General features: G+C 62.9%; 12 protein-coding genes and 4 tRNA genes. 4 read left to right on the top strand and 12 right to left on the bottom strand.

Annotated features, from left to right (window positions below; all coding sequences use genetic code 11):
* Nucleotides 1-96: 96 nt before the first annotated feature.
* The 11 genes from rplL to DIE29_RS02150 all read right to left on the bottom strand — a co-directional run bounded on the left by rplL (nt 97) and on the right by DIE29_RS02150 (nt 5,158).
* Nucleotides 97-471 carry a 50S ribosomal protein L7/L12 gene (gene rplL, locus DIE29_RS02200; RefSeq protein WP_102040837.1) on the bottom strand — a complete coding sequence of 125 codons (375 nt, stop codon included), beginning with the start codon at nt 469-471 and terminating at the stop codon, nt 97-99.
* A gap of 51 nt (nt 472-522) precedes the next feature.
* Complete coding sequence (gene rplJ, locus DIE29_RS02195; RefSeq protein WP_102040836.1) at nt 523-1,026, bottom strand: 50S ribosomal protein L10; 504 nt, start codon at nt 1,024-1,026, stop codon at nt 523-525.
* 238 nt (nt 1,027-1,264) lie between these two features.
* On the bottom strand, nt 1,265-1,963 hold the full coding sequence (gene rplA, locus DIE29_RS02190) for a 50S ribosomal protein L1 (protein ID WP_102040835.1): 699 nt from the start codon (nt 1,961-1,963) through the stop codon (nt 1,265-1,267).
* 2 nt (nt 1,964-1,965) lie between these two features.
* Nucleotides 1,966-2,397 carry a 50S ribosomal protein L11 gene (rplK, locus tag DIE29_RS02185; protein WP_102040834.1) on the bottom strand — a complete coding sequence of 144 codons (432 nt, stop codon included), beginning with the start codon at nt 2,395-2,397 and terminating at the stop codon, nt 1,966-1,968.
* A 113-nt stretch (nt 2,398-2,510) separates the two neighbouring features.
* Entirely contained in the window at nt 2,511-3,044 is a 534-nt protein-coding gene (nusG, locus tag DIE29_RS02180) for a transcription termination/antitermination protein NusG (protein ID WP_102040833.1), read from the bottom strand.
* Between the two features lie 2 nt (nt 3,045-3,046).
* Nucleotides 3,047-3,394 carry a preprotein translocase subunit SecE gene (gene secE / locus DIE29_RS02175; protein WP_102040832.1) on the bottom strand — a complete coding sequence of 116 codons (348 nt, stop codon included), beginning with the start codon at nt 3,392-3,394 and terminating at the stop codon, nt 3,047-3,049.
* Nucleotides 3,395-3,419: 25 nt separating this feature from the next.
* Nucleotides 3,420-3,495 (bottom strand) — tRNA-Trp (locus DIE29_RS02170).
* 63 nt (nt 3,496-3,558) lie between these two features.
* Nucleotides 3,559-4,749, bottom strand: coding sequence for an elongation factor Tu (gene tuf, locus DIE29_RS02165; RefSeq protein WP_102040831.1), 1,191 nt, complete (start codon nt 4,747-4,749; stop codon nt 3,559-3,561).
* A gap of 69 nt (nt 4,750-4,818) precedes the next feature.
* Nucleotides 4,819-4,893 (bottom strand) — tRNA-Thr (locus DIE29_RS02160).
* 30 nt (nt 4,894-4,923) lie between these two features.
* Nucleotides 4,924-4,997 (bottom strand) — tRNA-Gly (locus DIE29_RS02155).
* 76 nt (nt 4,998-5,073) lie between these two features.
* Nucleotides 5,074-5,158 (bottom strand) — tRNA-Tyr (locus DIE29_RS02150).
* 177 nt (nt 5,159-5,335) lie between these two features.
* Here DIE29_RS02150 and DIE29_RS02145 point away from each other — a divergent pair.
* From DIE29_RS02145 to DIE29_RS02130, 4 genes are all read left to right on the top strand, one after another.
* On the top strand, nt 5,336-6,742 hold the full coding sequence (locus DIE29_RS02145; RefSeq protein WP_114649066.1) for an FAD-binding oxidoreductase: 1,407 nt from the start codon (nt 5,336-5,338) through the stop codon (nt 6,740-6,742).
* Nucleotides 6,743-6,884: 142 nt separating this feature from the next.
* On the top strand, nt 6,885-10,445 hold the full coding sequence (locus DIE29_RS02140) for an indolepyruvate ferredoxin oxidoreductase family protein (RefSeq protein ID WP_114649065.1): 3,561 nt from the start codon (nt 6,885-6,887) through the stop codon (nt 10,443-10,445).
* 41 nt (nt 10,446-10,486) lie between these two features.
* Nucleotides 10,487-11,248, top strand: coding sequence for a class I SAM-dependent methyltransferase (locus DIE29_RS02135; RefSeq protein ID WP_114649064.1), 762 nt, complete (start codon nt 10,487-10,489; stop codon nt 11,246-11,248).
* 96 nt (nt 11,249-11,344) lie between these two features.
* Nucleotides 11,345-12,055: a nucleotide-binding protein gene (locus DIE29_RS02130; RefSeq protein WP_102040827.1), complete on the top strand. Its 711-nt coding sequence runs from the start codon at nt 11,345-11,347 to the stop codon at nt 12,053-12,055.
* A gap of 20 nt (nt 12,056-12,075) precedes the next feature.
* On the opposite strand, the gene DIE29_RS02125 is transcribed toward DIE29_RS02130, so the two are convergent.
* A complete protein-coding gene (locus DIE29_RS02125) occupies nt 12,076-12,702 on the bottom strand; it encodes a response regulator transcription factor (protein ID WP_102043069.1) in 627 nt (208 codons plus the stop codon).
* Nucleotides 12,703-12,725: the final 23 nt, after the last annotated feature.

Raw genomic sequence — 12,725 nt, 5'->3', positions numbered from 1 at the left:
CAACCGCCGGGACGCTGTATTCTGGCTTCCTGCGAACAGAAAGCACGAAAGGGCCGACGCTCAGCAGAGCGCCAGCCCCCTGGGGCGAAGGCAAGATTACTTGATCTCGACCTTCGCGCCGGCGTCTTCCAACTGCTTCTTCAGCGCTTCGGCGTCGGCCTTGGCAATGCCTTCCTTCACAGCCTTCGGCGCACCGTCGACCAAATCCTTGGCTTCCTTCAGACCCAGACCGGTAGCGGCACGGACCACCTTGATGACCTCGACCTTCTTGTCGCCGGCCGCAGCCAGGATCACGTCAAACTCGGTCTTCTCTTCGGCAGCCGGCGCGGCAGCGGCGGCGCCCGGGGCGGCCACGGCCATGGCGGCGGCAGACACGCCGAACTTCTCTTCGAAAGCCTTGACCAGCTCATTGAGCTCCATCACGGTCATCGCGCCAACGGCTTCGAGGATGTCTTCTTTGCTGATTGCCATTTCAAATCACTCCAAAATCGAAACTTATCTGAAAACAGTCGTACACAGCGCTCAGGCTGCCGCGCCTTGTTCCTCGCGCTGCTTGGCGAGTGCGGCCAGCGCACGGGCAAAGCCCGACACCGGGGCCTGCATGACGCCCAGCAAGCGGGCGAGCAGTTCTTCGCGGCTCGGGATCGAAGCCAGCGCCTGCACGCCAGCCTTATCGAGCACCTGGCCCGCATAAGCACCCGCTTTGAGCACCAGCTTGTCGTTGCCCTTGGCGAAATCGTTGAGCACCTTGGCCGCGGCCACCGGATCTTCCGAGATACCGTAGATCAGCGGTCCGACCAACTGATCTGACAGCCCGGCGAACGGGGTGTCGGCAATGGCGCGGCGCACCAGGGTGTTTTTCAGCACACGCAAATAGACACCAGATTCGCGGGCCTTGGCGCGCAATGCGGTCAGATCGCCTACCGCAATGCCGCGATACTCGGCCACCGCGATGGTCTGGGCTTTGGCCACTTGTGCCGACACCTCAGCCACGACGGCTTTCTTGTCATCGAGATTGAGACCCACCGGTCTTTCCTCCTTTCAAGTCCACACACGAACCGTAAAAACGTAACGGTTCGCACCCACGGCGACCTGGATCAGGAGATGGGCCGTTGCCACGACCTGTATCCTGTTCTGGGCTCACCGTCTGCGCAGGCCAACTGAGTTGCTTAAGCGGGAACGACTTACCCGCACCTGCGGTCTTTGACGATCCGCCCCGAACGCGTTGCAGCAGGGCGGCCCAAAGTTCTGTTCTCCGCCCCGATCAAGCGGTCGTGATGCTGCTCGGTTCGACACGCACGCCAGCGCCCATGGTGCTGGAAATAGCGATCTTGCGCAGATACACCCCCTTGGAGGCGGCCGGTTTGGCCTTGATCAAGGCCTCGATCAAGGCGTTGAAATTCTGCTGCAGCGCTTCGTCGGCAAACGAGGCGCGACCGATGGTGGCGTGCACAATGCCAGCTTTGTCGGTGCGGTATTGCACCTGACCTGCTTTGGCGTTTTTCACCGCGGTGGTTACATCCATGGTGACGGTGCCGACCTTCGGGTTGGGCATCAGGCCGCGCGGACCGAGAATCTGCCCCAGTTGCCCGACCACCCGCATGGCATCAGGCGTGGCAATGCACAGATCGAAATCGATATTGCCGGCCTTGACCTGTTCGGCCAGATCGTCGAAGCCCACCACGTCGGCTCCGGCCGCACGGGCGGCCTCGGCTTTTTCGCCCTGGGCAAAGACCGCGACACGCACGGTCTTGCCGGTACCTGCCGGCAGCACCACCGAACCGCGCACCACTTGGTCGGATTTACGCGCATCGACGCCCAGATTCACCGCCACGTCGATCGATTCGTCAAATTTGGCCGTGGCGCACTGTTTGACCAGGGCCAAGGCTTCGCTCACGGTGTAGGTGCGGTTACGGTCAACCTTGGCCCGCAAGGCTTGAACGCGTTTGGAAAGCTTGGCCATGTTCAGAGACCCTCCACGGTGATACCCATGCTGCGCGCAGAGCCGGCAATGGTGCGCACGGCAGCTTCGAGGTCAGCAGCGGTCAGATCTTTCATCTTGGTCTTGGCAATTTCTTCGACCTGCGCACGGGTGATCGAGCCCACCTTGTCGGTATGCGGCTTCGACGAGCCTTTCTGGACCTTGGCCGCTTTCTTGATCAGCACCGATGCCGGCGGCGTCTTCATGACGAAGGTGAAGCTCTTGTCGGCATAGGCGGTGATGACCACCGGAATCGGCAAACCGGGTTCAAGGCCCTGCGTCTGGGCGTTGAAGGCCTTGCAGAACTCCATGATGTTCAGGCCGCGCTGACCGAGCGCGGGGCCGATTGGGGGGCTGGGGTTGGCCTTGCCGGCCGGCACCTGCAGCTTGATGTAGCCGATGATTTTCTTAGCCATTTAGGCATGCTCCTGTTATGAGTGCAAACGCGCCGATTCAGGCGGCGCTCCTCGAACGACCCGCTGTCCGCGGACCCCTGGGACGGACGTCCGCTGACGTCCGCCTGCCGTGCTCAGGTTTTTTCCACCTGGGCAAAATCTAGTTCCACCGGTGTGGCACGCCCGAAAATGGTCACCGACACACGCAGCTTGCTCTTTTCGTAATTGACATCTTCGACCGTGCCATTGAAATCGGTAAACGGGCCTTCTTTGACGCGCACCACCTCACCGATTTCAAACAACACCTTGGGCCGGGGCTTCTCGACCCCTTCCTGCATTTGATGCAGGATTTTCTCGACCTCCTTCTCGGAGATCGGGGTCGGCTTGGTCGCGGTACCACCGACAAAGCCGGTGACCTTGGGCGTTGATTTCACCAAGTGCCAAGTGTCGTCATTCATTTCCATCTCGACGAGCACATAGCCGGGAAAGAACTTGCGCTCGGAGATGCTTTTCTGGCCGCCTTTCATTTCGACGACCTCTTCGACCGGCACCAGGATCTGCCCAAACATCTCCTGCATGCCGGCACGATTGATCCGGTCGATGAGCGCCCGCTGGACGGACTTCTCGAACCCGGAATAAGCGTGCACTACATACCAGCGCTTCGTCATGATCACTTCCAGCCCAGGATCAGGTCGTACAGCACCCACTCCAGGCTCTTATCGGTCAACCAGAGAAAGATCGCGAGAACGACCACGAAGGCGAAGACGATGCCGGTTGTCTGCACCGTTTCTTTGCGCGAAGGCCAGACCACTTTTTTGGTCTCGACCACAGCTTCGCGGGCAAAATCGATGAAGCGACGACCGGGCGCGGACAAAGCGGCCACACCCACGCCAGCCCCGACGCCCGCGAACACTGCGAGCACACGCAGCACCAACGGCTGTTCGCCAAGCAAATAAAAGCCGACCACGCCGGCTGCAACCAGGGCGAGAGCCAGCGCGAATTTCAACTTATCGGCCATCGACGTTATCTGTATCCGGAAAGAGTGGCAGGGGCAGAGGGAATCGAACCCCCAACCTTCGGTTTTGGAGACCGACGCTCTGCCAATTGAGCTATACCCCTGCAGCAGAGACTACGAAGCGCCCCTTTTCAGGGGCGCTTATGATCGGGCAATCCGGCTAGGGATTACTCGATGATCTTGGACACGACACCGGCGCCGACGGTACGCCCGCCTTCGCGGATCGCAAAGCGCAGACCTTCTTCCATCGCGATCGGCGCAATCAGTTTCACCGTGATCGACACATTGTCGCCCGGCATCACCATCTCGGTGCCTTCGGGCAGCGTGATCGCACCGGTCACGTCCGTGGTACGGAAGTAGAACTGCGGACGGTAGTTGTTGAAGAACGGAGTGTGACGGCCGCCCTCTTCCTTGGACAGCACATACACTTCGCCGGTGAAGTGGGTGTGCGGGGTGATCGTGCCCGGCTTGGCCAGCACTTGGCCGCGCTCGACTTCTTCGCGCTTGGTGCCGCGCAGCAGCACGCCGACGTTGTCACCGGCCTGACCTTGGTCGAGCAGCTTGCGGAACATTTCCACCCCGGTGCAGGTGGTCTTGGCGGTCGGACGGATGCCGACGATTTCGATTTCTTCGCCAACCTTGATCACGCCACGCTCGACACGGCCGGTCACCACCGTGCCGCGACCGGAGATCGAGAACACGTCTTCGATCGGCAGCAGGAACGGCTTGTCGATTGCACGTTCCGGGGTCGGAATGTAGCTGTCCAGCGCTTCGGCCAGGCGCATGATCGCCGCCTCGCCAATGTCGGATTGATCACCCTCGAGCGCCTTGAGCGCCGAGCCTTTGATGATCGGAATGTCGTCGCCCGGGAATTCGTACTTCGACAGCAGCTCGCGCACTTCCATTTCCACCAGCTCGAGCAGCTCTTCATCATCGACCATGTCGCACTTGTTCAGGAACACGATGATGTAGGGCACACCCACCTGACGGGCCAACAGAATGTGCTCGCGGGTCTGCGGCATCGGGCCGTCGGCGGCCGACACCACCAGAATGGCGCCGTCCATCTGAGCGGCACCGGTGATCATGTTCTTCACATAGTCGGCGTGACCCGGGCAGTCCACGTGCGCGTAGTGCCGATTGGCGGTTTCGTATTCCACGTGCGCGGTGTTGATGGTAATGCCGCGCGCTTTCTCCTCAGGCGCCGCATCGATCTGGTCGTAAGCCTTGGCTTCGCCGCCAAACTTCTTGGCCAGAATCGTGGTGATCGCCGCCGTCAGCGTCGTCTTGCCATGGTCAACGTGGCCGATCGTGCCTACGTTTACGTGCGGCTTGGTCCGCTCGAACTTACCCTTCGCCATGTCGAAACCTCTTGAATGTCAGTACCAGGAATAAGAAAACCTTCAACTTCCAGGACGGAGAGGAGGGAATGGTGCCCATGACGTGGATTGAACACGTGACCTCTCCCTTACCAAGGGAGTGCTCTGCCACTGAGCTACATGGGCACAACCAAACCGCCTGCTACTCAAACAACCTGGAGCGGGTGAAGGGAATCGAACCCTCGTCGTAAGCTTGGAAGGCTTCTGCTCTACCATTGAGCTACACCCGCGCACAACCCAGACGACCCGCACTCACAGCATGCGCCAGACTCTTGCATCAGCAAACTCCAGCACATTGACGCTATTTGGTGGAGGGGGAAGGATTCGAACCTTCGAAGGCAGAGCCGGCAGATTTACAGTCTGCTCCCGTTGACCGCTTGGGTACCCCTCCAAGCGAGAAGCGCCGCACTATAGTGGCTAATGAAGCCGCTGTCAAACGTTTTGTTTATTCTGTGCGAACAGGTCAGTCAGGTCTATCCCCGACAGGTTGCGCGAGTGTAGCACTCCAGGTAGTGGCGGCTCATAATGCATCCGTTTGAAACCACGCCCGCCGCCTCGGCGCATCGCCATGCATACCGCCGTCGATGCTGATCGTCGTCCCCTGCCCGAAGCGCTCGTCGATACGCTGTCGGGTACGTTTGGTGCGCGCTTTTCGATGGCGCCGGGCGTGCGTGCCCATCACGGTCATGATGAATCGCACTTTCCGGACGCGCTGCCGGATGCGGTGGTCTTTCCCTGCTGCACCGATGAGGTGGCCGCCATCGTCCGCGCCTGTGCTGCGCACCGGGTGCCGGTCATTCCCTACGGCGTGGGCAGTTCCCTCGAAGGTCATATTCTTGCCATCCGCGGAGGCGTCTGTGTCGATTTCTCCCAGATGAACCGGGTGCTGGCGGTGCATGCGGAGGATATGGACGCCGTGGTGCAGCCCGGTGTCACCCGTAAGCAGCTCAATGCTGCACTACACGGCAGCGGACTGTTCTTCCCGATCGACCCCGGCGCGGACGCTTCGCTGGGCGGCATGGCCGCCACCCGCGCCTCCGGCACCAACGCGGTACGCTATGGCACCATGCGTGAGAATGTGCTCGGTCTGATCGCGGTGCTGGCCGACGGCCGGGTGATCCGCACCGGCGGGCGGGCGCGCAAGTCGTCCAGCGGCTACGATCTGACCCGTTTGCTGGTGGGCTCGGAAGGCACGCTGGGTCTGATCACCGAACTGACCGTGCGCCTGCACCCGTTGCCGGAAGCGGTCTCTGCGGCGATCTGCACCTTCCCCGATGTGGACGCCGCGGTACGCACCGTGATCCAGACCATCCAACTCGGTGTGCCGGTGGCGCGTATCGAGCTACTCGACAGCCTCACCGTGAGCGCAATCAACCGCTACAGCAAGACCACGCTGCGCGAGGCGCCGATGCTGTTCTTCGAGTTTCACGGCTCTCCCGCCGGCGTCGAGGAGCAGGCCGCTACCGTGCAGGAACTGGCACGCGACAACGGCGGCGAAGATTTCGAATGGGCCACCCGGCCGGAGGACCGCAGCCGCCTGTGGCAGGCGCGCCACGACGCTTATTTCGCCTGCCTCAACCTCCAGCCCGGCTGCCGCGGCATCACCACCGATGTGTGCGTGCCGATCTCGCGCCTGGCCGAAGCGATCGCCGGCACGCGCGCTGACATCGCCGCCAGCGGACTCACCGCGCCCATCGTCGGCCATGTGGGCGACGGCAACTTCCACACCCTGATCCTGGTGGATCCGGCGGACTCGGTACAAATCGAACGCGCCGAGGCCCTCAACCGGCGGATCGTCGAGCGTGCGCTGGCGCTGGACGGCACCTGCACCGGCGAACACGGCATCGGCTTCGGCAAGCAAGCATTCCTGCTCGCCGAACATGGGGAAGCGGCGGTGGACGCAATGCGCCTGGTCAAGCAGGCGCTCGACCCGTACAACCTGCTCAACCCCGGCAAGGTGGTGCCGGGACTCTGAACGCGCGCCGCATTCGGGTATCCAAGGATTGAAGCCGGCCGACCACGCGGTCTAGGCTGGTCGTGCTCATCGGGCGCCCGCGCCCCCAAACCGGCGCACGGGCCGAACACAAAAAACACCGCTTTTGTGGAAGGAGACCCTCATGGCCGAAGCCGATCCGCGTCCACGCGGCCACACCGCCGTGCCCAGCCTGGACGACAAATACACTACCGTTCGCGGCCGCGTCTATCTCACCGGCTATCAAGCGCTGGTGCGCCTGCTGATGATCCAAAAAACACGCGACGCCGCGGCCGGGCTCAATACTGCCGGCTTTGTTTCCGGCTATCGTGGCTCGCCGCTGGGCGGCCTCGACCAGACGCTGTGGAAGGCAAAAAAACACCTCGCCAGCCACGACATCGTCTTTCAACCGGGCATCAACGAGGATCTGGCCGCCACCGCGGTGTGGGGTACCCAGCAAGTGAATTTGTCGCCGCAGGCCAAGTATGACGGGGTGTTTGCCATGTGGTATGGCAAGGGTCCCGGCGTCGACCGCTGTGGTGACGTGTTCCGTCATGCCAATGCCGCAGGCAGCTCGAAGCACGGGGGTGTGTTGGTGGTTGCCGGGGACGACCATGCGGCCAAGTCCTCCACCCTGCCCCACCAGACCGACCACTTCTTCAAGGCGGTGATGATGCCGGTACTGGCCCCGGCCGGTGTACAGGAATACATCGACTACGGCGTGCATGGCTATGCGCTGTCGCGCTACTCCGGCTGTTGGGTGGCGTTCAAGGCGCTGGCCGACACGGTGGAAACTTCGGCTTCGGTGGATGTGGATCCTTTCCGGGTGCAGGTCGCCATTCCCACCGACTTTGCCTTGCCGCCCGACGGCCTCAACCTCCGCTGGCCCGATCCACCGCTGGTACAAGAAAAACGTCTGCTGCACTACAAGCTCTATGCCGCGCTGGCCTACGCGCGGGCCAATGCGCTAAACCGCATCGTCATCGACTCGCCCGCCCCGCGGCTGGGCATCATCACCTGCGGCAAAAGTTATCTGGATGTGCGCCAAGCCTTTGACGACCTTGGCATCGACGAGCAACTGGCCGCCGAGATCGGCATCCGTCTTTATAAAGTGGGCATGGTATGGCCGCTGGAATCGGATGGCGTGCGCCACTTTGCCGAAGGATTGGACGAAATCCTGGTAGTCGAGGAAAAGCGCCAGCAGCTCGAATATCAGCTCAAGGAAGAGCTCTACAACTGGCGAGAGGATGTACGCCCGCGGGTGATCGGCAAGTTTGACGAGAAAGGCGAATGGGCGCGCATCGCGCGAGCGGATGGAACCATCGACCATGGCGACTGGCTGTTGCCAGCGGCCGGCGAACTTACCCCGGCGTTGATCGCGCGGGTGATCGCGGCGCGCATCGGGCGCTTTTTCACCTCGGAACGCATCCAGGCGCGACTGGCCTTCCTGGAGGCCAAGGAAAAAGCCTTGGCCGAACGGGTGTTCAAGATCGACCGCATCCCCACCTTCTGTCCGGGCTGCCCGCACAACACCTCCACCCATGTGCCCGAAGGCAGCCGTGCGCTGGCCGGTATCGGTTGCCACTACATGGTCACCTGGATGCCCGAACGGCGCACCGGCACCTTTACGCAGATGGGTGGCGAAGGCGTGCCCTGGGTCGGCCAGGCGCCTTTTACCAACGAGAAACACGTGTTCGCCAACCTGGGCGACGGCACCTACTTTCACTCCGGCCTGCTCGCCATCCGCCAAGCGGTGGCGGCCAAAGTCAACATCACCTACAAAATCCTCTACAACGACGCGGTGGCGATGACCGGCGGCCAGCCACACGACGGCCCGCTGGACGTACCGCGGATCGTCGCCCAATTGCAAGCCGAAGGCGTACACAACATCGTGGTGGTCACCGATGGGAGCCCGCGGGCCTACGGCCCGGCCGACCTGCCGCACGGGGTGCCGATCCGTCACCGTGATGAACTGGATCGCATCCAGCGTGAGTTGCGCGACACCGCCGGGGTGTCCGCACTGATCTACGACCAGACCTGTGCCGCCGAAAAGCGGCGTCGGCGCAAACGTGGCACCTTCCCCGACCCGGCGCGCCGGGTGTTCATCAACGAAGCGGTATGCGAAGGCTGCGGCGACTGCGGGGTGGCCAGCAATTGCATGTCGATTTTGCCTGTGGAAACCGAATTCGGTCGCAAGCGCCAAATCGATCAGTCTTCATGCAACAAGGATTATTCCTGCCTCAAGGGCTTCTGTCCGAGCTTCATCACCATCGAAGGCGGCCAACTGCGCAAGGGTAAAGCCCTGAGCGAGGACGAATCCGGCTTTTCCGCCCTGCCGGAACCCACGCTGCCGACCACCGCGCAGCCCTTTGGCATCCTGGTCACCGGCGTCGGGGGCACCGGGGTGATCACCATCGGGGCGCTGATCGGCATGGGGGCGCATCTGGACGGTAAGGGCGTCACCGTACTGGATATGACCGGATTGGCGCAGAAAGGCGGATCGGTGTTCAGCCACATCCGCATCGCCGACCGGCCTGAAGATCTGCATGCGGTACGCATCGCCGCGGGCGAAGCCGATGCGGTGATCGGCGGCGACCTGGTGGTGACCGCCAGCGTCGAGGCACTGGCCAAGATGGCTACTGGCCGCACCCGGGCGGTGGTCAACTGCGCCGAGATGCCAACCTCCGACTTCACCCTAAACCCCGACTGGCAGTTCCCGCTCGAGCGCATGCAGGCAGCGGTGCGCGATGCCACTGGCGCGGCACAGGTCGATTTTCTCGACGCCCAGCAACTGGCCACCACACTGATGGGCGACGCAATCGCCACCAATCTGTTTTTGCTCGGCTTTGCCTGGCAAAAGGGTATGGTGCCGGTCTCACACGCCGCGCTGATGCAGGCCATCGAACTCAACGGTGTAGCCTTGGAGATGAATCGCAGGGCCTTCCTGTGGGGACGGCGCGCGGCCCATGACCTGGCCGCGGTGCAGCGTCATGCCCAGCCGGCGCAGGCATTGCCGGTGCGGGCACCAAATCTGGAAGACATCGTCGGGGTGCGCGAAACCGCGCTCACCGCCTACCAGGATGCCGCATACGCCGCGCGCTACCGCGCCTTGGTCGACAAAGTGCGCGCAGCCGAATGCCGCGTGGCCGGAAACGGCGCCACCCGGCTCAGCGAAGTGGTCGCCCGCAATTACTACAAACTGCTGGCTTACAAGGATGAATACGAAGTCGCGCGGCTTTACACCGACCCGACGTTCTGGGAGCGGGTGCGCGCCACCTTCGAAGGGGATTACACCGTGCGTTTTCATCTGGCGCCACCGCTGACCTCGCGGCCCGACCCCAACACCGGGCGAATTGCCAAAAAGGCCTACGGCCCCGGCATGTTGCGGATCTTCCGCCTGCTGGCCCGTCTCAAGGGCCTGCGCGGCACACGCTGGGACGTGTTCGGCTACAGCGCCGAGCGTCGAGCCGAGCGCGCACTGATCGTGCAGTACGAGCAAGACATCAGCGAGTTGCTGAAATCGCTGAGCTTCCAGCGCCTGCCGCTGGCGATCGAAATTGCCTCGCTGCCCGATGGCATCCGCGGCTTCGGCCATGTCAAAGCGCAAAACATGAAGCTTGCAGCCGCCCGGCGCGAAGCATTGCTGGCGCGCTGGCGCAGTGCGCAGACCGCGGAGGCCGACACCCCGGTTCGCGCGCTGGCTTGATCCGGCTATGATCGTGCCCTGCCGACCCTGAAGTGCCGCCAATGCCTCCTTCCCTCAAAGCCCTGGCCGCCCAATGCGGCGGCTGGGCGCTGGCTTGGTTGCTCGCCCGCAGCGGCCTGCTGCCTGCCGGCCTTTGGCCGCTGGTTGCCGCACAAGCTGCGGGCGCGACCCTTTGCGCCGTTACGCTGCACAGCGCCCGCTGGTGGCTGCCAATTCACCTCGCCTTTATCCCGCTGGCTGTATTCGCCCACGGTTTGGGCCTCGATCCGGCATGGTATCTGGGGCTGTTCCTGGCGTTGCTGGCCATCTACTGGACCAGTTTTCGCACCCAGGTGCCGCTCTATCTCAGTAACCGGACGACCGCCGAAACGGTCGCACGCCTGCTGCCTGCGCAACGGCCGGTCAGCCTGCTCGACATCGGCAGCGGCACCGGGGCGCTGTTGCGCCCGCTCGCCCGTCTGCGCCCGGAAAGCCGCTTTGCCGGAATCGAAGCCGCACCGGCGCCCTACTGGCTTGCCCGCCTGCTGGCCCGCGCGGCCCCCAACCTGAGCTTCACACGCGGAGACTTTTTCACCGCGTCATGGTCGAATTATGACGTGGTGTACGCTTTTCTGTCCCCGGTGCCGATGGCTAAAGTCTGGCAAAAAGCGCGCAAGGAAATGCGTCCGGGCAGCCTGCTCATCAGTAACAGCTTCCCGGTGCCGGGCATCGAGCCGGCTTTCGTGATCGAGGTAGCCGACCGACGTCGCACCCGGCTCTATGCCTATCGCCCGGCGGACACATTGCGCAATCAGATGAAATAGGCCCCCTTACGGCAGCTTTTCCGCCTCTAGTGCGGCGCGCCCAGTGCCGATAATGGCATCGTGCGGCCGCTGGGCCGCGAGTCAGGAAATCGAGTCATGGCTGAGATCATCTGCATCATTGGCAACAAGGGCGGCACCGGCAAAACCACCCTGTCGCACATGCTCTGCCAAGGGCTGGGGTTGCTGGGACACCGGTCGGCCTGCGTGCTGACCGACACCTCGCGCGAGCCTCTCGCCCCTGAAGGGCGGCGCTACATCACCGCCGACGCACGCACCCGCGAAGCGCTAACCAAGGTGGTCGACAAACTGCGCTCGCTGGACAACTGGATCGGCGTCATCGACGGCGGCGGCAACCGCACCGAAATGGACCGCAAACTCTACGCCCTGTCGGACATCGTGCTACTGCCTTTTCGCGAGTCGCACGAAGACATCCGCACCGTGTTACGCGACCTGGAAATGTTTCCGCGCGCCTACGCAGTACCGTCGCAGTGGCCGGTCAACGCCTGGCAGCGCGAAGCGGCCGACCGCAACGTTGCGCAGCTGATGGGCGCCTACCGGCACCGCATCCTCAAACCGGTCGGCGCGCTATCCGCCTCCAAGCTGTTGTTGCAAAAACAGGTACCCGATCAACTGCCTACCCCGCTGGCCAACGCCTGCCGTGCCTTTGCCCGTCAGGTGCTGCATGTGCTGGAGATCGACGTGGCCGATGGCGGTGAGACGGTCGAAGACAATGAGGACGAATCGCTGCGTATTCCGCCGGCCGAAATGCCACTGCGGCTCACCCAAGCAACACGGCGCTCGCACTGAGCGCAGGCCCGCGCAACAGGCTACAGGCGCGCGCCATGACGCGCGATCACCACCAATGCCTGGGCGCGGTTGCTGACTTTGAGAGCACGGAAAATGGCCGACATGTGCACCTTGACCGTGCCTTCCGAAAGCCCCAACAGATCGGCGATCTCGCGGTTGGTCTTGCCCTGAGCGAGCAGCTCCATGACTCGCGTCTGAGCCGGCGTCAGACCAAAGCGCTCATGCACCGGCGCCGCGGCGCGCTTGCCCGCAGCATGATCCAAATCCGGCAGATACACGCCGCCGTCCAGCACGGTGCGCACGGCTTCGCAGAGCACTTGGCCAGAGCTGGCCTTGGACACGAAGCCTGAGGCCCCGCCCTTGATTGCCCGACGTACCGAAGCCGGATCGTCCATGGCCGACACCACCACCGCGGGCACATCCGGAAAACGCTTGGCCAGCACCCCGAGCAGAGAAAAGCCGTTCATGTCGGGCAACATCAGATCGACCACCACCAGGTCCCAGTCGTCATGCGCATCGAGTCGGGCCAACGCTTCATCGACGCTGCTGGCTTGCTCACACCACACTTCCGGTGCCAGACCCGACAAGGTCTGGGCAAGCGCCTCGCGCACCAAGGCGTGATCTTCCACGATGAGAATCTTGGTCACCATTTGCTCCAGAGTCCCGGCCG

The sequence above is a fragment of the Pseudothauera hydrothermalis genome, from assembly GCF_003345255.1.
Lineage (GTDB): Bacteria > Pseudomonadota > Gammaproteobacteria > Burkholderiales > Rhodocyclaceae > Pseudothauera > Pseudothauera hydrothermalis.
Note: the sequence above shows the minus strand (reverse complement) of the source record. Positions and strands in the feature narration are given on the sequence as shown.

What these genes read in the sequence shown, in the direction of transcription:
- DIE29_RS02145 (WP_114649066.1), top strand. Translation starts at nt 5,336, where the DNA reads ATGCATACCGCCGTCGATGCTGATCGTCGTCCCCTGCCCGAAGCGCTC.
- secE (WP_102040832.1), bottom strand. Translation starts at nt 3,394, where the DNA reads ATGGCCGATAAGTTGAAATTCGCGCTGGCTCTCGCCCTGGTTGCAGCC.
- tuf (WP_102040831.1), bottom strand. Translation starts at nt 4,749, where the DNA reads ATGGCGAAGGGTAAGTTCGAGCGGACCAAGCCGCACGTAAACGTAGGC.
- rplK (WP_102040834.1), bottom strand. Translation starts at nt 2,397, where the DNA reads ATGGCTAAGAAAATCATCGGCTACATCAAGCTGCAGGTGCCGGCCGGC.
- rplA (WP_102040835.1), bottom strand. Translation starts at nt 1,963, where the DNA reads ATGGCCAAGCTTTCCAAACGCGTTCAAGCCTTGCGGGCCAAGGTTGAC.
- nusG (WP_102040833.1), bottom strand. Translation starts at nt 3,044, where the DNA reads ATGACGAAGCGCTGGTATGTAGTGCACGCTTATTCCGGGTTCGAGAAG.
- DIE29_RS02130 (WP_102040827.1), top strand. Translation starts at nt 11,345, where the DNA reads ATGGCTGAGATCATCTGCATCATTGGCAACAAGGGCGGCACCGGCAAA.
- rplL (WP_102040837.1), bottom strand. Translation starts at nt 471, where the DNA reads ATGGCAATCAGCAAAGAAGACATCCTCGAAGCCGTTGGCGCGATGACC.
- DIE29_RS02135 (WP_114649064.1), top strand. Translation starts at nt 10,487, where the DNA reads ATGCCTCCTTCCCTCAAAGCCCTGGCCGCCCAATGCGGCGGCTGGGCG.
- DIE29_RS02140 (WP_114649065.1), top strand. Translation starts at nt 6,885, where the DNA reads ATGGCCGAAGCCGATCCGCGTCCACGCGGCCACACCGCCGTGCCCAGC.